Consider the following 23083-nt stretch of genomic DNA (forward strand, 5'->3'; position numbering starts at 1 on the left):
GGTCCTACGCCGCAGCTCGGCCGTTCCCTTATCGCTAGCGGTTCTGCAAGCGTTTCAGTAGCCGCGCTGTAACTTAGGTTTCGGCAGGTCACAGCGCTGAATCTCGTACTTGGGCACCCGATCAAATCGGTACTTGGCAAACTCCAGGGAGCGCCTGAAGTTCTGCTTCCACCGGGCCCAGGTGAGGTCCGAGCGGTACGACGTCAGCAAATCTTCAGTTTCCGGACATTTCAACGCGACCTCGGCTTGCTTGACCCAATCCTCATCCAGATACCAGGGCATCCACGGGTGCTTGTCCACCATGTGCAGATCCGCAATCACCCAGTCCGGATAGAGATCTTTGTCATGCCCGATCCGGCCGTCTTTGAGCCGCACGGTGTGGGCGGCCAACGGGTACGCCAAGCCCTCCTGGTCGATCACCCGAACATCGAGCGGCACGTTCATACTCGTCATGCCGAGGTTCAGGAAGTACACGGTGTGACCCGCTCCGCCGGGCGGGATCGGCAGCGGCGGCGGCGCCACATCCCAGAACTCGAACGACGGGGAAGCCAGTAGCAGGCCGCCGTTCGGCGTCTCGTTGATGTCGCGAAGCATCGCCCGCATGCGCGGGTAGTCCAGATAGTCCTCGGCGAGAATCGGGTGTGCGTGGCCAGTATTGAGGACGTAGTAGGCCCGCTCGTCGACAATTCCGGACCGGCCGATCACCGTCCCGTTCGGCATCCCGACAGTGTTCGACGCGAATATCGCCCAGCCGATGGTCGCGATCCAGCCGATACCGGCGAGCGCGAAGCCCGTCGTCTCGCTACGGGATCGCCAGTCTTCCGGCACCCGGATCGCGATCACCGAAACCGGCAGCAGGAAGCAGAACAGCTGCGGCAACAACATCCGGCCATGCATGAAGTCGCCGCCGACCTTGATCGTGTAGCCGGTCAGCAAAAGGCCGCACACGAGGAACAACGCGACCACCGCGCCGGGGGTGCGCAGCCGCCGTTGCAGACGGCGCCACACTGGCTGCTTGGGCGTGGCAGTGGCGACCACGTCCGCCGGCGCACCCGCTCGGCGACGCAGGACCAGCACGGTCACGACGACGAGCAGCGCCAGCGGCAGCCACAACACATAGGGACCGACCAGATTCCACAAGTAGGTGAAACCCTGACCCCATTTGCTGCCGACCGCATCCTTGGCCACCGCGGTGTTCGGGTACGGCAATGCGTAGTAGCCCATCCGCCAGATCTGGTAACCGACGGGCACGGCCCCGGCGATCAGGACCATGGCGATCCGAGTGCGCACCGGGTTGTGCATCGGAGTGAAGAACAGGAAGGCGAGCGACACCACGGCGAAGATCGTCATCTCCGGGCGCACCAGCGGCCCCAGACCGAGAAGGAAGCACAGCGGCAGCACGGTGGCGGCCCCAGAACGTTCCAACTTGCTCCACCGCATCATCAGGAACCAGACCAGTGCCAGCCAGAAGATCTCCAGGCTGATCTCGAGTCCCGACGTCGCGTAGTCGCGCGCCGGCGGCACCGCGATATACACAATCGCGCCCGCCGGCAACAGCACGAAGCCCGACCGCGGACCGCCCCACAATTTGCCCGCACCCAGCATCGCCAACACGATCGCGGAGACCGACAGAGTCAACGCCAGGCCGAGGACGACGTACTCGATGCGCGCCTGCGTTACCCAGCTCAGCGCGTAGATGAGGTAGGTCCACGCGGTACTCGTGTTGGTCTCGACCCGTTCGCCGATGTTGAACACCGGCCCATTGCCGGCCAGCAGGTTGCGGACCGTGCGCAGCACGATCAGCCCGTCGTCGGCAATCCAGCGCCGCTCCCAACCGCCGTAGCAGAAGAACCCACCGGTGATGGCGATCCCGACAACAAACACGACCCAGCTCGTTACCCGGTTCGGATACCGGTAGCGCACGCGGCCCTTGTCTACCGCGACCTCGGAGAATTCCGCGGTCAACTCCTCACGCGATGTAGACAGCGACACCAACCACTCCGATCCAGGCGATGGCCAGCAGCTGCAGGACCCGGTCCCCCAGTGCAATCTCCTCCGGTTCCCCGGCCTCACCGCCGTCCACATCCACCGCGTAACGCAGGATCGCGATGGTGAACGGGATCATCGAAATGGCGAACCAGGTGGAGTGCTCGTTCTGATCGCGCTCGAAAGCCCACAAGCCGTAGCAGATCACCACCGCAGTGGCCGACAGCGTCCAGACGAAGCGCAGATACGTCGGTGTGTACGCCTCGAGCGACTTGCGAATCTTCGCTCCGGTACTGAGCGCAATCTGGATCTCCGCGTAGCGTTTGCCGGCCGCCATGAACAGCGATCCGAACGCCATGATCAGCAGGAACCACTGGGACAGCGGGATGCCCGCCGCGGTACCGCCGGCCACGGCGCGCAGGAGGAATCCTGAACTGACGATGCAGATGTCCAGAACATGCTCATGCTTGAGACCAAAGCAGTACGCCAGCTGCACGGCGATGTAAACGGCCATCACCACGGCCAGGTGCCAGTTTGCGAAGAAGGACAGCGCGAACGCCGCAATGAGGAACACGACGGCGAGCCCGTAGGCCATGTTCACCGGCAGCACGCCGGCGGCAATCGGACGGTAACGCTTGGTCGGGTGTGCCCGGTCGGCCTCGACGTCGATGGCGTCGTTGATCAGATAGATGCCCGACGCGGCCAGGCAGAAGACCACGAACGCCAACCCGACGGGCGCCAGCACATCGAGATGGGTGATCGAGCCGGCGGCCAACGGTGCAGCCAGCACGAGCACGTTCTTGACCCATTGGCGCGGCCGGATCGCCTTGATGACGCCGCCCAGCAGCGTCTTCGGCGGTCCCTTGACGACGCCTTCGGCCAGATCGTGCCCAGTCGGCTCTTCACTCATATCTCCGCAAACCTCTTCTCGGCAGCCAGCACCGCAGCCGCCGACGCCGCGCCCAGCGCCGAACCGGCGAGGACATCCGTCGGATAGTGCACGCCCAGCACCATGCGCGATAGCAGCATCGGCGGCACGAGCACCGCAGGCAAGGGTAGCCCGGTCAGCCGACCAAGTAGCACCGCCGCCGCCGTCGTCGACGTGGCGTGCGACGACGGGAAGCTCAACTTGCTGGGCGTCGACACATTGACCGCCACGGACGGATGATCGGGTCGCGGCCGGCGGACCACTCGCTTGATCACGATGGATGCCGCGTGCGCGCCGACCGCGCCGACCGCGACCCCACCCCACTGCCGCCGCCGCGCTGGATCAAGGACCGCGCCGACCGCGGCAACACCGACCCAGCCGAGAGCATGTTCGCCGAAGTGCGACATCGCGCGGGCGGTCTTGATCACGCTCGGATGCGAACCCAACCCGGACTGCACCGCGTTGAGGACCGCGACCTCTCCGCTCGATGCCGGGATTTCGATGTCAGTTTCCAAAGACCTGCTCCCACCTCTGCGCGCTCGTCAGCTCTGCGTGCGCCGCCCGGTAGTCGTCGACCAACCCAGGGAACCGCTGCGCCAACTCGCGCCGCAGGCGTACCGCCTCCTTCAGCAGCGCGGCGGCCTTACGCGGATCGCGCTTGCGGTACACGACGCCTCGGCCGTCTGCGGTGGTCACCGTGACGCCATCCACCTGCGAGAGCAGGAACCACCGCGCGTCCAGCGTCGGCACGTTCAGCTGCGGGCGCTCGTGATGCTCAGGGTGCGCAGGTTTGAGGTTGTGCACGATTCCCTTGCCCAGTCGCGCCACCTTCGCCAGCGGATTGGCCGGCTCGCCAACGGCGCCGACCTCGGCTCCCGACGCCGGCGGCAGTTCGGTCGAGGACTTCACGATCACCGCGTCGGGAAATTTTTTGCGCATCGCGTGCACATCACCGAGCGCGGTCGGCAGGATTGCCGCGATGTGCTGCGGGCCCGCCAAGAAATCGCGGATCGCCTGATTCTGGATCGCAACAGTCGAATACTCGAGGCACAGCAGGTGCTTCATGGTGGCCTTGACACTGCTGGCGATGAGCCCGCGGATGCTGCCCGGGAAGTGCAGCGCCGCCACCACCAAGCGGTTGCGCAGGTGGAAGTAGGCCTGCCAGTCGATGGCGTCGTCCTTGTCGCTCCACGCCATGTGCCAGATCGCGATGCCCGGCACTGTCGCCGTCGGGAACCCCGCGTCGCGGGCGCGCAACGCGAACTCCCAGTCGTCCCACTTGATGAACAGCGGCATCGGCAGACCGATCCGCTCCGCGCACACGCGCGGAATCATGCACATCCACCAGCCGTTGCCGTCGACGTCGATACGGCGGTGCAGCAGCTTGGAGTTGTCCCGGTCGCTGAGCGGGTACTTGGCAAAATCGTGGTCGTAAGTGGTGTTCGGCGCGCCGGTCCACATCACCGAGGCGCGGTCGATCACCTCACCCATCGAGTGCAGGTGGCTGCGTTCCTGCAGGTTCAGCATCTGCCCGCCGACCAGCATCGGTTTCTTGGCAAAACGCGACATCGCCAGCGCACGCAGGATCGAGTCCGGCTCGATCTCGATGTCGTCGTCCATGAACAGGATGTACTGGGCATCAGTTGTTTTCAGCGCCTCGTACATGATCCGGCTGTAGCCGCCGGATCCACCGAGGTTGGCCTGATCGTGAATGGCCAACCGATCACCAAGGGCCGCAGCGGCTTCGGCGAAGCCGGGCTCGTCGCGGACCTTGCGGGTCCCCTGGTCGGGGATGATCACGGCCCGAAGCTTGCTCAGCACCAACGGGTCCGACGCCAGTGCCCGCATCGCGTTGACACAGTCAGTCGGGCGATTGAAGGTCGGGATGCCGACCGCAATCGAGTCATCGCCTGTGTCTTCGGGTCGCTCCGCAGGCTCCGCTCCTGCCGCAGGCATCGTCGCGTGCCAGCCGGCCGCCAGCAGAGCCGTGTCCGTGTCGGTGGTGATGTCGAACCAGATCCAGCCGCCGTCCTCGAACGGCCCTAGATCTATTTCGAATTCCAAGCCTTCGTCACGGAACTCCTTGCCCGCCACGTGAATCCGGGAACCATCGGCCTTGGACCGGTACACGTCGACACGGCCGTGTCCGGAAAGCTCCAGCTTCAGCAACACCGATGTCAGTACCGTCCAGCGCCGCCAGTAGCTCGCCGGAAAGGCGTTGAAGTAGGTGCAGAAGGAAACCTCTGATTCGCCGCCGATCTGCAACGAGGTGCGGGTAGGCGCGTGCGCGCGGCGCGCGTTTGTCTTGGCCTCCTCCAGGTACAGCGTCCGCACGTCGAGCGGCTCGCCGGGTCGCGGGAGCAGGATGCGCTGCAGAAGACTTTGGGTCGTAGGGTCCGTCACGACTCGACCTCGTGCAGCGGCTCGCCGGATTCCAGGTACGGGCGCAGCACGTTGTCGAACATGCTCAACGCGCTCGCGATGGCCATGTGCATGTCCAGGTACTGGTAGGTGCCCAGGCGCCCGCCGAAGAGCACCTTCGACTCGGCCATTTCCTTCTTCGCCAGTTCGCGGTATCTAGTGAGCTTGGCCCGGTCGTCGGGGGTGTTGATCGGGTAGTACGGCTCGTCACCGGTCTCGGCGAAGCGGGAAAACTCCCGCATGATCACCGTCTTGTCCTTGGGGTAGTCCCGCTCCGGGTGGAAGTGCCGGAACTCGTGGATGCGGGTGAAGGGAACGTCGGCGTCGTTGTAATTCATCACCGCAGTGCCCTGATAATCGCCGGTAGGCACGACCTCGGTCTCGAAATCGAGCGTCCGCCAGCCGAGTTCGCCTTCGCTGAAATCGAAGTACCGGTCCAGCGGGCCGGTGTAAACGACGGGCGCCTCCGGCGACGCTGCACGCAGCTCGTCGCGTACCTCGAACCAGTCGGTGTTGAGCCGCACCTCGATATTCGGGTCTTTCGCCATGTTCTCCAGCCAGGCGGTGTAACCGTCGACCGGCAGACCCTCGTAGGTGTCGTTGAAGTAGCGGTTGTCGAAGGTGTAGCGAACCGGCAGCCGGGTCACGTTGCCTGCTGGCAATTCCCGTGGGTCGGTCTGCCACTGCTTGGCGGTGTAGTCGCGCATGAAGGCCTCGTAGAGGGGCCGCCCAATCAGCGAGATCGCCTTTTCCTCGAAGTTCGTGGCCTCGGAAGAGTGGATCTCGGCGGCCTGCTCGGCGATCAGCTTGCGCGCCTCATCGGGCGTGAAATACCGCCCGAAGAACTGCGAGACCAAGCCCAGCCCCATCGGGAACTGGTAGGCCTGACCCTTGTGCATCGCGAAAACGCGGTGCTGATAGTTGGTGAATTCGGTGAACTGCGTCACGTAATCCCACACCCGCTTGTTCGAGGTGTGGAACAGGTGTGCGCCGTATTTGTGCACCTCAATGCCGGTTTCCGGCTCAGGCTCGGAGTAGGCGTTACCGCCGAGGTGGTGGCGGCGCTCGACGATGAGGACCCGCTTGCCCAGTTGCGTGGCCGCACGCTCGGCGATGGTCAGCCCGAAGAACCCAGAGCCGACGATAAGTAGGTCGAACTCGCCAGGCGAATTGGTCGAAGATGCACCGGTCACGGGAACTCAGGGTAGCTGCCCGTACAGGCAGGTGCGGTTTGCCAGTCCGTGGACATGACAAACCGCACTCTCTTTCCGGCGACTCCGACGGCCTCCCCTCCAGAAGCAGGGGTCCCCCGGTGCCCGCTGACGCGACCAGCGGTCCCCCGCCTCCGCGGTCTGGACGCGCTACATCCGCTCGGCGTACACGGCCATCGCATCACGCACGAACTCGGCGCCGGACCGACCACCGTAGTTCGCCGCGAAGCGCTCGTCATCGACGTACATCTGCCCCAAGCAGCGAAACCGCTCCGCGGAGGGCTGCTGACCCTGCCAGCTAAGCACGATCCAGTCGTAGTGCCGCTGCACGATCGATTGAACCGTCGGGTCATCCACCGGCAGTCCCGCGTCGCGCGCCTGCGCATAGTCGGCGGCGATGTCGACGTGGGCTTGCTGGAACGCCTTCTTGTCGGCATCGGACTTAGACCGCCACCAGCGGTCGCTGCTTTCATACGCTTCCTTACCCCAGCGCTCGATCACCTCGTCCTTGTACTGGGTGTGGTCGAAGCCGTCGAATGCTTCTGTTGCCATCAGTGGTTCACCTCCACGGGACTTACGAATGGTTGTCTTGACCGACTCGATTTGGCGGGCGAGCCGGGCCTGGGATTGTTCGAGAAGCTGCAGGTGGGTTTCGAGCGCGGCGACCGGCTCCTGCTCGCCATCGAGAATTTGAGCGATGGCCGGTAAGCCCAATCCGAGGTCGCGCAGCAGCAGGATCCGCTGCAACCGGATCAGGCAATCCTGGTCGTAATAGCGGTAACCGTTGGTCCCGACTCTCGACGGACGCAAGAGTCCGATCTCGCCGTAATGACGCAGGGTTCGACTGGTGGTACCGGCGGCTTTGCTGAGGTCCTGAATCGACCACTCGGGTTTCGCACTCACACAACCCATGCTGCAAGTTGACGTCGCGTCAATGTCAATCAGAATCTTCCATTATTTCGAGAGCAGTGCTCTTGACTTGTCCGAACGAAAGGAGTTCACTAGTAACAACAGAGAGCACCGCTCACAGTGAGGAGAAGGAAATGACCACCTACGACCGCAAGCGCTACCTGGAGCCCGGCACCGGCGCGTTCGCCCAGGTGCCGAACCGCATCATGGCGCGCCTCGCCAAGTGGGGCATCAGCGTCGCTGGCAGCCGACTGCTGCTGGTGCAGGGTCGCAAGACGGGTGCCTGGCACAGCACACCGGTCAACCTGCTCGAATACAACGGCGATCGCTACCTCGTTGCGCCGCGCGGAAACACCCAGTGGGTGCGCAACCTGCGCGCGAGCTCGACAGGACAACTGCAACTCGGGCGCCGCCGAGACACATTCACCGCCGTCGAGCTTGCCGACGACGCCAAGCCCGAACTGCTCCGGGCCTACCTGCAGCGGTTGAACTCGCAGGTATCCGGATACTTCGATGGCGTCGGCCCCGACGCGGACGACTCCCGACTGCGCGAGATCGCGCCCGGCTATCCCGTGTTCCGGATCGCCTGAGCGGGCACCACCGGAGCCACGAATCGTTCGATCAAAGCTCGCTCCTCGTCCGGACTGCCCTCGGGGACGGTCAGCAGCGACACGATGATCCGCACGATCCATCGAGCGACCATCCGCAAGTCGTCGGAGGCGAGACCGGCCCGACCCAAGAACGCCACCCCGAGCGCCTCGATCACCTCCGACGACTGGGCGATCTCGGCGGCGATCCCGGCCTCGCCGAGCCGGAACCAAGCAGCCAGCGTCGGCCGCGCCCGGACCAGCGCGATGGCCCGGGTCATGGCCTCGACGAGCACGGCATCCGGCGCGACCCCCTCAATGCCGCGCGCCACCTCCTCGCCCACGCGCCGCGCCTCCCGGTGCACGAACGCCAGGTGCAACGCTCGACGACTATCGAAGTATCGGTAGAGCGTCGCGCGCGAACAGCCCGCGGCCCGGGCAATGTCGGCCATGCCGGTCGCCTCGATGCCGCGGTCGAGAAACAACTGCTCGGCGGCGTCGAGAATGCGCTCAGCGGCGGCGGCCGAGCGTTCCTCCTTCAACCAGTTCTCTATTGCTCGGCCTCCACTCGCTCCGGTCCTCGCTGCGCTGCGATCCTCACTCGTTGCGGCCTTCGCCGGTCACGCCGCCGCGCGGAACGGCACACTCGTCGGCCGCCGCACATAGTTCCCGCCCGCATAGGTGACGGCGTCGACATCCACGTCGAAATCTGGGCACCGCGCCAGCAGTTCCGCGAGCGCGACTCGCGCCTGCATCCGCGCGGCAGCGGCACCGAGGCAGTGGTGGGCGCCGTGGCTGAACGTAAGAATCTGCTTCGGCCGCCGCGTCACGTCCAAATCATCGGCGTCCGGCCCGAATTCCCGGGGATCCCGGTTAGCAGACGCGTACAGCAGCAATACCTTTCGGCCTGCCGGGATGGTCTTGTCGCCGACTGTCACGTCGGTGGTCGCAGTGCGGGCCAGACCCTGCACTGGCGAGGTGAGCCGCAGAAGTTCCTCGACCGCGTCGGGAATGAGCGCGGGCTCAGCGATGAGCAGCTGCCGCTGGTCCCGGCGCTGCGTGAGCAATTGCACTGCGCCGCCGAGCATTCCAGTGGTGGTGTCGTTGCCGCCGGTCACCATCGTGAACGCAAAACCGAGTATCGACAGCAGGCCGGCGACGTCGCCATCGGCACCCATCCCGGCCGCGACGAGGTGCGAAATCGGATCATCGCCCGGCTCAACGCGACGACGCTCGATCAACTCGGTGAAGTAGCCCATGAGCTCGGTCACCGCCTGCGCGGCCTGCAGCGTGTCGCCGAGAGCGTTTGCGGCGACGATGGCGTCGGTCCACCCGTCGAACCTGCCGCGATCCTGCTCGGGCACACCGAGGTAGTGCGCCACAACCATGCTCGGCAGCGGCTTGAAGAGCTCGGTCACTATGTCGCCCGACCCGGCCGCACGAAGGCGGTCGAGCCGTTCGATGACAAATGCCCGCACCGCCGGCTCCACCGCGGCGACCTGCCGCGGTGTGAATCCCTTCGACACGAGGCGACGAAAGGCCGTGTGGTCCGGCGGGTCGAGCATGACCAGCGGCGGATTGTCCTGCAAGCCAATCTTTTGCAGCTCGCCGTAGTGCACGGTGAGTCCATCGGCCGAGGAGAACGTTTCAGTGTCACGGGCGGCGGCGTACACGTCGGCGTAGCGGGACAACACGTAATAGTCCGCGTCCGGATCACCCGGCGGTACGACGTGGTGGCACGGGTCATGGTCGCGCAGCGCCGCGTACATCGGCCACGGATCGCGCCAGGTATCTCCTGCGCGCGGCACGAATGACGCTTTCGGCAACACCTTTGCCTGCATATCTCAACTATGAGACACATGGACATATATGTCTAGTAGGTTGCGTCCAGCAACCCCGCGTCCTTGACCCGCGGACTCACCGGTCGGTACAAATACGCAAACCCTCTCGCTGGGCTGACGGGAGTCAGGGTGGTATCCGACGTCGTGGACTGCAGCGCGGTGCTCGAGCATCCGCGCAGCGAAATCTGGACCATCCTCAACACCCCCGAGTTGCTCGTCCGCTTTTTCCACCACATCGGCCGGTGCGACAGAGTGACGGCGGATGCGCCGGACCAACCGGCGGTCTACTCCGTGCACGTCGGGACCGCCGCGGTAGGAATTCGCGTCCATCAGATCCAACCGGTGACCGTGCGCGCGAAATCCGAGATGCTTATCGAGGCCGTCGACGCGGACGGCTTCGCGTCGATTCGCCTCGCCGACGCCAAGGGCGGGCGCAGTACCCGCGTGACGGTGACCCTGTTCAAAATCGCCACGCTGCATCGGGCGGTCGCGGCCGCGGACAACGCTGCCGCCATCTCCTGGGTGCTCGACGGGCTCAAACGCGTCGAGGACTATCTGTCTAACCGGCCGACGTCGGTGCTCACCAATAACGGTGACTCGCGCTCGTTGCAGTTGAGCGTTGCCATGACCATGATCCGCACCGGAGTGGTCCGAACGGCGCGGCCGGATCGAGGTGTACGACAACTCAATTCGCTTGCAAAATTCGGCGTCACAGTGGCCGGCGGGTTCGCCGCAGCGGCAGCACATTCGCCAAAAAACCCTGCGATCACCGACGATTCGACAACGCACACCTTCGCCGAGGTGCACGAGCGCTCGAATCGACTCGCCAGCGCGCTCGAGACGCGCGGACTGGACGCAGATTCCACCGTCGGTGTGATGAGCCGCAATCACTATGCGCTCGTCGAATGCCTTGTTGCCTGCAGCAAACTGGGCGTCACCGCGGTGCTCTTCAATACCGGCCTGGGTACCCGACAGGTCGAAGACATCGGCAGCCGCCACGATTGGTCGGCGCTACTCGTCGATGACGAGTTCGACCCGCTCATCCAGTACCTGCCGCACGACATACCGCGGATCAGCCTGCAGCCGGCTTCGTCGATCCCCGACCGGATTTCCACCGCGGAGCTGATCGACAGCGCGGGAACGAAATTCGACCGCCCGGCCGAGCCTGGCCACATTGTCGTGCTCACCTCCGGCACGAGCGGGACCCCGAAGGGTGCGCGGCGGCCGACACCCAAGGGGTTCGGTCCGATCGCGGCCATGCTCTCCCGCATGCCACTGCAGATGAACGATCGCATGCTCATCGCCGCGCCGCTGTTTCATAGTTGGGGTTTCGCGGCCCTGCAGATCAGCACACCGATTCGGGCCCATGTCATCTTGCAATCCCGGTTCGACGCCGAGCAGTGTCTGGCGGCCATCGCGCAGCACCGGTGCACATCACTAATCGCCATCCCCGTGATGATCCAGCGCATGCTCGACCTGCCCGAACGCGTTCGGCGCCAATACGACACGTCCAGCCTCAGGGTTGTCGCGTGCAGCGGGTCACCGATGTCGGCCACGCTCGTCACCGACTTCATGGACGCGTTCGGCAACGTGCTGTACAACTTTTACGGCTCCACCGAGGTGTCCTGGGGGACCATCGCCGACCCTGCCGACCTGCGGGCCGCGCCGATGACCGCTGGCAGGCCGCCGCTCGGCACGACCGTTGCGATAGTCGACAGCCGCGGCCGGGCCGTGCCGCAGGGTGCGCTGGGCCGGATATTCGTCGGCAACGACATGCTTTTCGACGGTTACATTGATGCGTCGGCACCAGAGCGTGCAGACAACATGATGGACACCGGCGATCTCGGCTATCTGGACGCCGATGGCCGGTTGTTCGTCGCTGGCCGTGACGACGAAATGATCATCTCGGGTGGGGAGAACGTCTTTCCGCGACCGGTCGAGGAAGCGCTGTCCTGCTTGCCGCAGATCAGCGAGGTCGCCGTCATCGGTGTGCCGGACAAGGAATTCGGTCAGCGTCTCGCGGCATTCGTAGTCCCGCGCCCGGGCGTACGCATCGATGAAGACATGGTGCGCTCGTACGTACGGCACCGGCTGAGCCGCTTTGCCGTGCCACGCGACATCACCTTCGTCGACGAACTGCCTCGCAATGCCACGGGAAAGGTCCTCAAGCGCCAGTTACCCGGCGCTCGCTGATCGAATCTACTTCTGGGGCAATGCGTTCAACAACGCCGACGTCTCTACCACCTGGGCGCCGAGTTCCTGAGTCCAGATGATGACGCCGCCGGTGAAGGTGCGGAACTTGCCCGCGCCTTGCGGCAGATCCATTTCGGGCCCCAATGGCGCGCCTAGCGGCCCGGCTGCACCGCCGGTCGATTGGTACTTCGCATCAATGGCCGAAACATCCGCATTGACCTTCGTTTGGTCGGGCACAGTCGGGTCGACGCCGGTGGGTGCGGGAGTCGGCGGTTGCGCGGGCGCCGGAGCCGGTTCTGGAACGGGCGCGGGCGCGGGCGCCGGAGCAGGCGGGGGTGGCGGGGTCGCGTTCGTGCCCTCGGCCACGTCGAAAAGATCAGAATCGAGATTGAGTTTGCCGCGGGCGTCGTCACCGCTGCACTCCACGGTGCCAGTAGTCCCCACCACCTTCAGCTTGGTCACCCGACCGGCCGGATCTCGGTCCTCCACCGAAATAGATTGCAAGTCTCCGACATTGAAGGCCGCAGCGATGTCTCCCGCCGATACGGTCTTGGTCCAGCCGCTGTTGTCGGGCGCAGCCGCGTCCCCGGCATCGACCTTGCCGGTGTCGGTGACGCCGCCGGTTGATGCGGAGTACTCAGCGCGGAAGACCTGGCCGTCGCTCATCAGCACCTTGCCCTGGGTCGAGCGAACGGCGTCCGTGGTGCGCGGGTCTTCCTTCGCAGAGCCACCGTAGACCTGGCAGCTCTGGGTGTCACAGGTTTGCGCGTAATCCCAACGCTTTTCGGCGATGGCATACGAACGTGCCGCAATTGCCTGGGCGCGCAATGCTTCCGCGCCACCCTGGTCCGCCCAGCCCGGAGACATCTCGCTCGGCACCACACCCAATAAATAGTCCTCGACGTCGACGTAGTTGATAGCGCGCGATTCCTTGCCATCGAGCGCGACACCGAGGGAACCGCGATAGGTGGTGTCGGTTCCGCACAGCTTCAGGTGCTCGCCGATCGGACGGTCCGGGTCTCGGTTGATCGGGTCCACCCACGGGTTGTCGGTCGACCCCTGCCACACCACCGTGCCGTCGCATCCGTCGGTGACTGTCACGTCCGCGCCCTGCGCAGTAGGAGTCAGGTGCGCGACCTCACCCTGCGCGAAGCGGCGCCCGGCTACGTCGAAACCGGCATCGGATGTCACGACCAGCGGTTTGTTGTCGAGCCCCTCGAGCCGCACCCGGATCTTGGTGGGCGGAATGGTTCCGAACGAGGTGCCGGTGTAGTAGTACGCCAAGATGCGATCGGCCGACCAACCCTGTTTCGCGTAGCCGAACGCGCCCCACTGGCCCATCCCGCGACCATGGCCATCGCCACGCCCGGTGAACGTGTAAGGCGTCTGCGCCGCAACAACTTCGCGGATTGCCACCATCGTGAGCCGGCCACCGATGGCGACCGCTCCGATGAGCAGCAAGGGCACCATCAGCATCGCGGTCGGACGCCACCCGCGACCGTGTCGGCGGCCGCGCAGATACCGCGTACGCCCGGGCGAGGGGTTGCCCGGACGGCGCAGGACCTGGACGGATCTGGTGCGTCCCATGGGTTCTCCTCGGCTGGTCGGAGGGTGCTCTTGCGAGTCATCGCGACGAGACAGAGTCTCAAGTAATAGTTGAGTGTTGGGGTATTTGTGGTTAGTGTGACTGATGTTGCGTTCTGAAGCACGATAAGCGACAGAAGTAACAGCGCCATCACAGTTTTTGAGAGCCATACCGCGTTCGCAGCCTTGCGATCGACCACCGCTGGCACCGCACCACCGAGGGAGAATCTCTTGCCGCACCGTCGACGGAAGCCTTCGATCGTCCTTGGCGTCGTCAGTGCGATGGCCGTCGCCAGCCCATTCGGGGCACACTTTCTCGCATCGTCGTCATCGCACGTTCGCAACACCGACACCACGTCCGCGGCAATTCCCACGAAGATCGCTCAGGTTGCACTCGCGTCCATGCCGGACATCGTCATTCCCGTCAAGGAACTGACCGGCCTCAACCTGCCCGACCTGCACCTGTCTGATCTGAAGAAGATCAAGCTGCCCGACAAGATCCCCCTGCCCGACGGACTGTTTCCCGCGCCCACGCCAGGTGACACGTCTGCACCTGTCCAACTCGGTCCGGATCAACTACCGTCGGGCGTCAGCGATTTGGGTGCCACGGTCAAGGAGATCACCCGCGATTCGCCATTCAGCATGATCGCCCTCACGGCTAAGTCACTATCTAATTCCGTTGCGCACGTGCGGGTTCGACTTCCCGACGGCACCTGGGGGCCGTGGGTGACTATCGATCCGTTGATGACCGGCGGGTCTGACAAGACCGGTCCCAACGGCATTTTCGGTACCGAGCCCGTTTATGTGGGCGACACCAACGCTGTTCAGGTGCTGATCAGCCACCCGGTGTCCGCGCCCGTGCCGCCGCCCGCCCCCGCCCCTGCGGCCGCACCGCTGGGCTACCGGCCGGCAGCCTTCTCCCAGCCGTTGCGCACCGATTCCGACAATTCCACCGCCAACGGCAACGCGAGCGCCAACGACGGCGACCCGTCGATCACGCTCATCCAGCCCGGAACATCGCCAGACGACGGCAATTTGGACCAGCAAGCGCAGCCGCTGCCGGGCGGCGGACCGCGCGTCATCACCCGGGCACAGTGGGGTGCGGACGAATCCATCCGCTGCCAAGGGCCCACCTACGACGACGGACTGGGCGGCGCGGTGATTCACGACACCGCGACCAGCAACGACTACTCGAAGGCCGATTCCGCGGGGATCGTGCGCGCGATCTACGCCTATCACGCCCAGACCTTGGGCTGGTGCGACATCGGCTACAACGCTGTCGTCGACAAGTACGGCCAGATCTTCGAGGGTCGTTACGGCGGGCTCGACAAGAACGTGGAGGGCGCCCACGCCGGCGGGTTCAATGAGAACACGGTCGGGGTGTCGATGATCGGCAACTTCGACAGCGTCGCGCCCTCAGACGCCCAACTGCAGTCCGTCGGCCAATTCTTGGGCTGGCGGCTCAAACTGGCCAACCTGGATCCCAAGGGCCACACCACCATGTATTCGGAAGGAACCTCCTACACGCCCTACAAGGAGGGCGAGGCCGTAAATCTGCCTATCATTTTCGCGCACCGCGACGTCGACAACACCGATTGCCCGGGCGATGCGGCCTACACCAAAATGGACGAAATTCGCGATCTTGCAGCGAAATACGCCAGCGGATCCGGCGATCCCACCACCGGACTGCAGCAAAAGGCCGGTGGCGCACCGCTCAGCGGGCCGATGCAGGCATTGGCCGACCTGGCCAAGCAACTTCAGGCCAAGTCCAATGCGCCCGTGACGCCGCCCGGCGATGCACCAGCCCCGCCGGCGCCGCCCGCCGCACCCGCACCCGCCGCTCCACCGGCTCCCCCGGTACCGACCACTGCGGCGGCAGCACCGGCACCGGCCGACCCCCCGGCGGCTCCCGCACCCGCTGCGCCACCCCCCGCACCCGAGCAGTCCAAGCTCGGCGACGGCCCGAACTCGCTGCAACCGCTGCTCGACGTGGCCAAGGGCTTCCTGCAGGCGAACGGCATGAACCCGGTCGCGCAGCGGTGGGTCGCCACCGGGGCGGAGAACGGCCCGCTCGGCAAGGTGGAATCACCGCTGCTGCCAGCCAAAGAAGGCCAGCACTATGCGAAGTTCGCCAACGGCTACGTCTTCACGTCGTCGTCGGGAAAGACCATCGTCGTGGCCGGAAAGATTCTCGAGAAGTTCATCGAGATGGGCCTCGACGCGAGCAAGTTGGGTCTGCCGCTGGCCGAGGAATACGTTGTGCCAGAAGGGATGCGGGCCGACTTCGAGCACGGGTCGCTGATCTTCAACCAGGCGACGGGTTTCGTGACCACGCTGCTCAACACCTACACCAGCAGCTACGACCAGGCGTACAACAGCCCAACCGGCTAACCGCTCTACGTTGCCGCGCGCCAGTTTGCGCTGTGGCGCAGGGTTTCAGGGGTGCAACGGCGCAAGAACGCGCGCGGCGGTGACCGGAGCTGTCAGGTCCACCAGCGCTCGAGCACCCGCGCCACGCCGTCGTCGGCATTCGACGCAGTGACCTCGTCCGCCACCGCCAAGGCGTCCGGATGCGCGTTCTTCATGGCAACACCATGGCCGGCCATCTGCAGCATCGGCACGTCGTTGGGCATGTCACCGAATGCGACGATCTGCTCAGCCGGCACCACCAACCGCTGCGCGACTCGCGCCAGGCCCGATGCCTTGGTCACCCCGGGTGCCGACACCTCGATCAGCCCGTTGTTGGTCGAATAGGTGACGTCCGCGCGCCCGGCGATGAGCGGGCTCAGCGCCGCCCGCATCTCCTCACTCGACGCGCCGGGCAACCTGATGAGCAGTTTGATAGCCGGCTCGGCCACCACTTCTTCCACCGACACCTCGGTGTTGTCCGGGTTCAACCAGGCGTGCTCGTAGTCCGGCGAGCTGACGAACTGCGGTGTCGCCGCATCGTGTGCGCTGACGCCAATCCGCTCGGCGGCCAGACCGCAACCCGGCAACGCGTCGTAGGCGAGGTCGGCAATCCAGGCCAGCGTTTCGACGTCCACCGATTCCGCGTGCAGCACGCGGTCGGCGCCGCTGTCATAAACGACGGCGCCGTTGCCACAGATCGCGAGGGGGGCGAAGCCGAGCCCGTCGACCACCGGTGCGATCCACCGTGGCGGACGACCCGTCGCCAGCACGAACGACACGCCGTCGGCAACCGCCGCCGCCACCGCGGCACGCGTACGCGCAGTGACCCGCTCATCCGGGTCGATGAGTGTGCCGTCCACATCGCTGGCGATAAGGCGCGGCTTGGCCAAAGGCGTCACTTAATACAGTCTGCCCGACAACTTGCTGCCGGACGCCCGCAGCCGTGCGAAGTCACCCGCAACTTTTGTGTCGAACAGCGGTCGATCGAGTGCAGTTGGTCCACAACGTGCGGGTGACTTCGCAAGGAAACCGCAGGCGATTTCCTACAATTACGAGCAACGTGAAAGGAACCGATGGTCGGCTTTCTGCTTCGACGACTCGCCAACTATGTCGTGTTACTGCTGCTTGCCTCGTTCCTGACGTTCACGCTCGCCTCCGTCGCCTTCCATCCCCTCGACTACCTCGAGCAACGCAACCCGCGCCCGCCGCAATCGGTGATCGACGCCAAGGCCGACGAGTTGCACCTGAACGAGCCCATCCCGCAGCGCTATGCGACCTGGCTGAACGGGGTTGTGCACGGCAACTTCGGCAACACCGTCAGCGGTCAACCGGTCGGGGATGAACTCGGCCGACGAATCTGGACCAGCCTCAAACTGCTGCTCCTCGGTTCGATCATCGGCGCGGTAGTCGGCGTGCTGGTCGGCGCCGCCGGAGCGATTCGGCAATACAAGCTAAGCGATTACGTCACCACCATACTTTCATTGGTCATCCTCAGCACGCCAGTCTTCCTCGTCGCGACAATCCTGAAATACGGTGCGCTCGAAGCTAACTCGATAACCGGACAGCAAATCTTTCTCTACACCGGCGAATCGTCGGCCGGGATCGTCAGCGGCTTCTGGGATCAGTTCGTCGACCGCGCACAGCATTTGGTGCTGCCGACGTTGACCTTGGCGCTTGGGTCGATCGCCAGCTACAGCCGGTATCAGCGCAACGCCATGCTCGACGTCCTCGACAGCGACTTCATTCGGACCGCCCGCGCCAAGGGCCTCACCCGCCGCCACGCGCTGTTCAAGCACGGCCTCCGAACGGCCCTGATCCCGATGGCGACGCTGTTCGCGTACGGTTTCGGCGCCCTGGTCACCGGGGCGACCTTCACCGAAAAGATCTTCGGCTGGCACGGCATCGGTGAGTGGCTGGTCATGGGCATCAACAGCCAGGACGTGAATATCGTTGCGGCCATTACCTCTTTTATCGGCCTGGTCATCCTGTTGTCGGGACTGTTGTCCGACATCGTCTACGCGGCCCTCGATCCGAGAGTGCGGGTGAGCTGAAGTGACGGCCCCGGACACCGAACTCGTCGCCCAAGCCGAGCGCCCGATCGAAAGCGTCGGCCGCCGCAGCCTCGTCTGGCGCCGCTTCCTCCGCAACCGGCCCGCGCTGCTCGGCGCCGCCATCCTCATCCTGATGTTCCTCGCCGCGTTCGTTCTGCCGCATTTCCTCAAGTACGACTACGACTCGATGGATTACACCGCGCTGCTCAAGCCGCCGAGCCTCGACCATCCCTTCGGCACCACCCAAATCGGGCATGACGTGCTGGCCCAAACCCTGCGCGGACTGCAGAAGTCGCTGATCATCGGCGTCTGCGTCGCGTTCTTCACCACGACCATTGCGGCGATCGTCGGTTCGGTCGCGGGGTACCTCGGCGGCTGGCCGGACCGCGTCATCATGTGGATCGTCGACCTGCTGCTGGTGGTGCCGAGTTTCATCATCATCGCCGTGACCACTCCCCGGGTGAAAGCGACGGGATCGATTGCGCTGCTGATCGTTTTGCTCACGGTCTTCAGCTGGATGATCACCGCCCGCATGGTGCGCGGCATGACGCTGAGTCTCCGTGAGCGCGAGTTCGTGGTCGCCGCCAAATACATGGGTGCGTCTACACCCAAAATCATTGCCACCCATATTGTCCCGAACATTGCCTCGATCCTCATCATCGACACCACACTCAATGTCGGGGCGGCGATCTTGGCCGAAACAGGCTTGAGCTACTTGGGATTCGGCGTCCAGCCACCCGATGTGTCGCTCGGTTCGCTCATCGCGGTCGGCACCCAGTCGGCGTTGACCTACCCGTGGCTCTTCCTGTTCGCCGGCGCACTGTTGGTCATCACAGTGCTCTCGGCCAACCTCGTCGGCGACGGGTTGCGCGACGCCCTCGACCCGTCGGCCAAGCGGGCACGGAAGCACAAGCAATGAGCGTTCTCGACATTGCCGACCTCACCGTCACCTTCCCCAGCGAAGAGGGCCGCATCAGCGCGGTGCGCGGCGTCAGTTACTCCGTCGGCGAGGGCGAGGTCGTCGCGATCGTCGGCGAATCCGGTTCGGGCAAGTCGGTTTCCGCGCTCGCCGTGATGGGCTTACTGCCCGATCATGCCCGAATCACCGGTTCCATCCGCCTGCAGGGTCGCGAACTGCTCGGTATGGGCGATCGCGAGCTGTCCCGGTTGCGCGGCAGCACCGTGAGCATGGTGTTCCAAGACCCACTGTCGGCGCTGACGCCGGTCTACCGGGTCGGCGACCAGATCGCCGAGGCGCTGCTCGTGCACGATCGCGCCGAGAACCGCGCGGAGGCGGCCGAGCGCGCGATCGAGTTGCTGGATCTCGTCGGCATCGGCAATGCACGCGAACGCTCCCGTGCGTTTCCGCACGAGTTCTCCGGCGGCATGCGTCAGCGCGTCGTTATCGCGATGGCCATCGCCAACGACCCGGCGCTGATCCTCTGCGACGAACCGACCACCGCGCTCGATGTGACGGTGCAGGCACAGATCCTGAGCCTGCTGCGCAAGGCCCGGGACCTCACCGGCGCGGGCGTCGTCATGATCACCCACGACATGGGTGTTGCCTCGACCATCGCCGACCGGGTGCTGGTCATGTACGCCGGGCGCATCGTCGAATCTGCCACGGTCGGCGAGATTTTCGCCGAACCGCAGATGCCGTACACGATCGGCCTGCTCGGCTCGATCCCGCGACTCGACTCACCGCCTCGCCAACCGCTCATACCGATCGCCGGCGCGCCCCCGGCCATGCATGATCTCCCGCCCGGATGTCCGTTCGCGCCCCGCTGCCCGTTGGCTATCGATGCGTGCAACGCGGCCGAACCGCCGCTGGTGGCGGTAGACGGAACCGACCATCGCGCTGCGTGCATCCGCATCCCCGGGAACTGGGCCGATCACCCGGTGCCGCTCGTGGAGCGATTGACCGCATTCGAGGTGCCATCGACGCCAGCGGCGGAACGGACGCGCGGCGACGTGGTGCTGCGGGTGGACGGCCTGCGCAAGACCTATCCCATTACCAGCGGTGTGGTCTTTCGCCGAAAGCGCGGCGAGGTGCACGCGGTCGACGGCATCAGCCTCGAACTGCACGCAGGAAACACGCTCGCCCTGGTCGGCGAGTCCGGATCGGGCAAGTCCACCACGCTGACCCAATTGCTCAACCTCACCGCGCCGGAAGCCGGCACCATCGAGGTTCTCGGCCACGACGTCGCGACGCTGTCCCGGCAACAACGCCGCACACTGCGTCGGCGTATGCAGATCGTTTTTCAGGACCCCACCGCGTCGCTCGATCCGCGGTTGCCCATCCACGACGTCGTCGCCGAACCCCTGCGACTCGACGGTCGCAGCAAGCAGGAGATCCGGGCCCGCGTGCCGGAACTACTGCGACTCGTCGGCTTGCGGCCCGAGCATGCGCAGCGCTACCCGGCCGACTTCTCCGGCGGCCAAAAGCAACGCATCTGTATCGCCCGCGCGCTCGCCCTGGACCCCGAGATCCTCGTGCTCGACGAGCCCGTGTCATCGCTGGATGTCTCGATCCAAGCGGGCGTGCTGAACCTGTTGCGTGAATTGCAACGAGAGCGGGGCATCGCCTATCTGTTCGTCTCCCATGACCTTTCGGTGGTTCGCAACCTCGCCCACGACGTCGCAGTGATGCATAACGGAAGCATCGTCGAGCAGGGCCGCGCAGAGGATGTCTTTACCGCGCCGAAACACCCCTATACCCAGGCACTATTGGATGCCATACCTCGTCCGCCCGAAAACGCCTGGTCAACGGCCTGATCGTTGACCATTGAAATACTCCCGTGATTTTTTGCCCTTCTTTGCGGAGATGTTGTAACGTCCGTCGCAGCCGTCACGATGATGACGTCGAGACACTCCGATTACCTCGGGTGTGATCTCGCCCAGGTCGTATAGCGCGGCTTGGGGCTGGCAGTCGGGGAAACCGCCTGTCGCGCAACAACTGACGAAAGGGCAAAGAAATGGCACTCGGCAACTTGATCTCGAGCTTCATCAGCGGCGGCATCTTCACCAGCTTCCAGAGCCTGCTTGGCGGCTTCGGCACCATCCTCGGTGGCACCCCGCTGGGCGGCACCTGGTGATCTCTCACCACTAGGTGAGAAACCGCTGATAGACACGAAATCCCCGAGCACGGCTATAGCGTGCTCGGGGATTCGTCTATTCTGCCAACGGTTCCCTCGAAATAGGTGTAACCAGGCCGCACAAAGATTCGCCAAGAATCTTGTTTGGGCAGGTTAATTCGCAGCGAAAGGCGATCATGCGGATCCGTCGAGCCAGCAATCGTGTCGCAGCCTTTCTCGCCGTGCCGATTCTTTCTGCAACATTGGTGCTAGCCGGTTGTAGCAGCACTACCGCGCCGCCCTCGGGTGCCGGGTCGATCGGCACCAGCAATGACATCAATCCGCACCCGGTCAGCGATCTCCGGGACGGCGGCAATCTGCGCCTCGCGCTATCGGCATTCCCGGCCAACTTCAACACGCTGTCCAACGACGGCAACGACGCCGAGATCGCCGCGGTGGTCCGGCCGATGATGCCGCGGTCGTTCGTGAGCGACGCCGCGGGCCGACTGAGCGTGGATCACAACTACTTCACCGACATCGCGCTCACCAACACCAACCCGCAGCAGGTCACCTACACGATCAACCCGAAGGCCGTGTGGTCCGACGGCACCCCGATCACGTGGGAAGACATCGCGTCGCAGGCCAATGCCATGAGCGGCCGCGACCCCTCCTTCCTGATCGCACTCACCTATGGCTTCGACCGGGTGGCCAAGGTTGAGCGCGGTATCGATGACCGCCAGGCGATCATCACTTTCAGCAAGCCGTACGCGGAATGGAAAGGCCAGTTCGCGGGCAACTCGATGCTCTACCCGAAGTCGGTGACGGCAAATCCGGAGTCGTTCAACCACAGCCTGCGCGACAACATCACGCTCACCTCGGGCCCGTTCGTGATTACCTCGATAGATCGCGGGCAGAACCGGATCACTCTCGGCCGCAACCCGCGGTGGTGGGGCGCGAAGCCGAAGCTCGACAACATCACCTTCAGCGTTCTCGATGATTCCGCGCGGGTTCCGGCACTGCAGAACAACGAGATCGACGCCGTCGGGCTGGGCACCATCGACGAGGTGAAAACAGCGCAGGAGACGCCGGGGATCGCGGTCCGCCGCGCGCCGGCGACCCAGTGGTCGGCCATCACGTTTAACGGAGCCCCCGGTTCGATACTGGCCGATCCGAAACTGCGGGTCGCGATCTCGAAGGCCATCGACCGGCAAGGCATTGCCACCGCCATCCAGAACGGCCTGATCAACGATCCGAAACCGCTGAACAATCACATCTATCTGGCGGGCCAGGACGGCTACCGCGACAACTCCGCACCGGTTGCGTTCGACCCGCAGGCAGCAGCGAAGCAACTTGACGAATTGGGCTGGAAGCTCAACGGGTCGGTCCGCGAGAAGGATGGCCGCAAGCTGGAAATCCGCGATGTCATGTACAACTCCGTGACGTGGGTGCAAATCGCCCAGATTGTGCAGGCCAACCTCGCGGCGGTCGGAGTGAAGCTCAACATCGAGACCAAGCCCGGTGCCGGCTATTTCACAGACGTCATTCAGCCCGGCAATTTCGATATCGCCCAGTTCTCCTGGGTGGGCGACGCCTTCCCGTTGGGCAGCATCTTCCAGGTGTACGGCTACAACCCGAATGACCTGCAAGGCAACTACGGTCGCATCGGCTCACCGCAACTCAACGACCTGATCGAGAAGACGGTGTCCGAACTTGATCCGAAGAAGGCCATCGACCTGGCCAACCAGGTGGACCGGGCGGTCTTTGCCGAGGGACATTCGCTGCCCTTGATGCAGTCGCCCGGCAACGTCGGGGTTCGGGCCAATCTGGCCAACTTCGGCGCCACCGGTCTGGCCTCGCTCGACTACACGACGATCGGCTTCCTGAAGTAG

17 protein-coding genes are annotated in these 23083 nt (G+C 64.6%); 7 read left to right on the top strand and 10 right to left on the bottom strand.

From position 1 onward, the window contains the following. Window positions 1-54: 54 nt before the first annotated feature. The 6 genes from zomB to FOS14_RS06965 all read right to left on the bottom strand — a co-directional run bounded on the left by zomB (window position 55) and on the right by FOS14_RS06965 (window position 7458). A complete protein-coding gene (gene zomB / locus FOS14_RS06940) occupies window positions 55-1992 on the bottom strand; it encodes a flagellar motor control protein ZomB (protein ID WP_143769541.1) in 1938 nt (645 codons plus the stop codon). After that, window positions 1970-2896, bottom strand: a complete 927-nt coding sequence (locus FOS14_RS06945) for a decaprenyl-phosphate phosphoribosyltransferase (protein WP_143769542.1) — start codon at window positions 2894-2896, stop codon at window positions 1970-1972. Before FOS14_RS06945 ends, zomB begins: the two co-directional genes overlap by 23 nt. Further along, window positions 2893-3429: a phosphatase PAP2 family protein gene (locus FOS14_RS06950; RefSeq protein WP_370512184.1), complete on the bottom strand. Its 537-nt coding sequence runs from the start codon at window positions 3427-3429 to the stop codon at window positions 2893-2895. Before FOS14_RS06950 ends, FOS14_RS06945 begins: the two co-directional genes overlap by 4 nt. Beyond that, the gene (locus FOS14_RS06955; protein ID WP_255450124.1) at window positions 3419-5317 is read right to left on the bottom strand and encodes a glycosyltransferase; all 1899 of its coding nucleotides are present in this window, start codon (window positions 5315-5317) and stop codon (window positions 3419-3421) included. Before FOS14_RS06955 ends, FOS14_RS06950 begins: the two co-directional genes overlap by 11 nt. Then, window positions 5314-6528: a UDP-galactopyranose mutase gene (gene glf, locus FOS14_RS06960; protein WP_143769544.1), complete on the bottom strand. Its 1215-nt coding sequence runs from the start codon at window positions 6526-6528 to the stop codon at window positions 5314-5316. Before glf ends, FOS14_RS06955 begins: the two co-directional genes overlap by 4 nt. A gap of 168 nt (window positions 6529-6696) precedes the next feature. Then, window positions 6697-7458 (bottom strand): TipAS antibiotic-recognition domain-containing protein, encoded by a 762-nt coding sequence (locus FOS14_RS06965; RefSeq protein ID WP_143769545.1) that lies wholly within the window; start codon window positions 7456-7458, stop codon window positions 6697-6699. Window positions 7459-7589: 131 nt separating this feature from the next. Here FOS14_RS06965 and FOS14_RS06970 point away from each other — a divergent pair, with 131 nt between their 5' ends. Then, entirely contained in the window at window positions 7590-8045 is a 456-nt protein-coding gene (locus tag FOS14_RS06970; protein WP_143769546.1) for a nitroreductase/quinone reductase family protein, read from the top strand. On the opposite strand, the gene FOS14_RS06975 is transcribed toward FOS14_RS06970, so the two are convergent. Next, the gene (locus tag FOS14_RS06975; RefSeq protein ID WP_255450126.1) at window positions 8021-8584 is read right to left on the bottom strand and encodes a TetR/AcrR family transcriptional regulator; all 564 of its coding nucleotides are present in this window, start codon (window positions 8582-8584) and stop codon (window positions 8021-8023) included. The two genes, FOS14_RS06970 and FOS14_RS06975, sit on opposite strands and share 25 nt — an antisense overlap. 78 nt (window positions 8585-8662) lie before the next feature. Next, window positions 8663-9883, bottom strand: coding sequence for a cytochrome P450 (locus tag FOS14_RS06980; RefSeq protein WP_143769548.1), 1221 nt, complete (start codon window positions 9881-9883; stop codon window positions 8663-8665). A gap of 129 nt (window positions 9884-10012) precedes the next feature. Between FOS14_RS06980 and FOS14_RS06985 the strand changes: the two genes are divergently transcribed. Further along, a complete protein-coding gene (locus FOS14_RS06985; protein WP_143769549.1) occupies window positions 10013-12076 on the top strand; it encodes an AMP-binding protein in 2064 nt (687 codons plus the stop codon). Window positions 12077-12082: 6 nt separating this feature from the next. On the opposite strand, the gene FOS14_RS06990 is transcribed toward FOS14_RS06985, so the two are convergent. Next, a complete protein-coding gene (locus FOS14_RS06990; protein ID WP_185981650.1) occupies window positions 12083-13663 on the bottom strand; it encodes a SpoIID/LytB domain-containing protein in 1581 nt (526 codons plus the stop codon). A gap of 279 nt (window positions 13664-13942) precedes the next feature. Here FOS14_RS06990 and FOS14_RS06995 point away from each other — a divergent pair, with 279 nt between their 5' ends. Then, window positions 13943-16051 carry an N-acetylmuramoyl-L-alanine amidase gene (locus tag FOS14_RS06995; RefSeq protein ID WP_255450128.1) on the top strand — a complete coding sequence of 703 codons (2109 nt, stop codon included), beginning with the start codon at window positions 13943-13945 and terminating at the stop codon, window positions 16049-16051. 92 nt (window positions 16052-16143) lie between these two features. Here FOS14_RS06995 and FOS14_RS07000 read toward each other — a convergent pair whose 3' ends face one another. Further along, entirely contained in the window at window positions 16144-16968 is an 825-nt protein-coding gene (locus FOS14_RS07000) for an HAD family hydrolase (protein WP_143769550.1), read from the bottom strand. Between the two features lie 174 nt (window positions 16969-17142). On the opposite strand from FOS14_RS07000, the gene FOS14_RS07005 reads away from it, so the two are divergent. The 4 genes from FOS14_RS07005 (at window position 17143) to FOS14_RS07020 (ending at window position 23083) form a co-directional block, all read left to right on the top strand. Then, window positions 17143-18120, top strand: a complete 978-nt coding sequence (locus FOS14_RS07005) for an ABC transporter permease (protein WP_143769551.1) — start codon at window positions 17143-17145, stop codon at window positions 18118-18120. A 1-nt stretch (window position 18121) separates the two neighbouring features. Further along, window positions 18122-19039, top strand: coding sequence for an ABC transporter permease (locus FOS14_RS07010; protein ID WP_143769552.1), 918 nt, complete (start codon window positions 18122-18124; stop codon window positions 19037-19039). Further along, window positions 19036-20895: an ABC transporter ATP-binding protein gene (locus tag FOS14_RS07015; protein ID WP_143769553.1), complete on the top strand. Its 1860-nt coding sequence runs from the start codon at window positions 19036-19038 to the stop codon at window positions 20893-20895. The genes FOS14_RS07010 and FOS14_RS07015 overlap by 4 nt, the downstream gene beginning before the upstream one ends. Before the next feature lie 496 nt (window positions 20896-21391). Further along, the gene (locus tag FOS14_RS07020) at window positions 21392-23083 is read left to right on the top strand and encodes an ABC transporter family substrate-binding protein (protein ID WP_143769554.1); all 1692 of its coding nucleotides are present in this window, start codon (window positions 21392-21394) and stop codon (window positions 23081-23083) included.

Source organism: Skermania sp. ID1734 (assembly GCF_007489285.1).
In the GTDB taxonomy this organism is placed as follows: Bacteria; Actinomycetota; Actinomycetes; order Mycobacteriales; family Mycobacteriaceae; genus ID1734.

Excerpts from the sequence above, each read along its gene's own strand:
- FOS14_RS06945 (WP_143769542.1), bottom strand. The coding sequence starts at position 2,896 with ATGAGTGAAGAGCCGACTGGGCACGATCTGGCCGAAGGCGTCGTCAAG.
- FOS14_RS06965 (WP_143769545.1), bottom strand. The coding sequence starts at position 7,458 with ATGGGTTGTGTGAGTGCGAAACCCGAGTGGTCGATTCAGGACCTCAGC.
- FOS14_RS06970 (WP_143769546.1), top strand. The coding sequence starts at position 7,590 with ATGACCACCTACGACCGCAAGCGCTACCTGGAGCCCGGCACCGGCGCG.
- FOS14_RS06980 (WP_143769548.1), bottom strand. The coding sequence starts at position 9,883 with ATGCAGGCAAAGGTGTTGCCGAAAGCGTCATTCGTGCCGCGCGCAGGA.
- FOS14_RS06990 (WP_185981650.1), bottom strand. The coding sequence starts at position 13,663 with ATGGGACGCACCAGATCCGTCCAGGTCCTGCGCCGTCCGGGCAACCCC.
- FOS14_RS06995 (WP_255450128.1), top strand. The coding sequence starts at position 13,943 with ATGGCCGTCGCCAGCCCATTCGGGGCACACTTTCTCGCATCGTCGTCA.
- FOS14_RS07005 (WP_143769551.1), top strand. The coding sequence starts at position 17,143 with ATGGTCGGCTTTCTGCTTCGACGACTCGCCAACTATGTCGTGTTACTG.
- FOS14_RS07015 (WP_143769553.1), top strand. The coding sequence starts at position 19,036 with ATGAGCGTTCTCGACATTGCCGACCTCACCGTCACCTTCCCCAGCGAA.
- FOS14_RS07020 (WP_143769554.1), top strand. The coding sequence starts at position 21,392 with ATGCGGATCCGTCGAGCCAGCAATCGTGTCGCAGCCTTTCTCGCCGTG.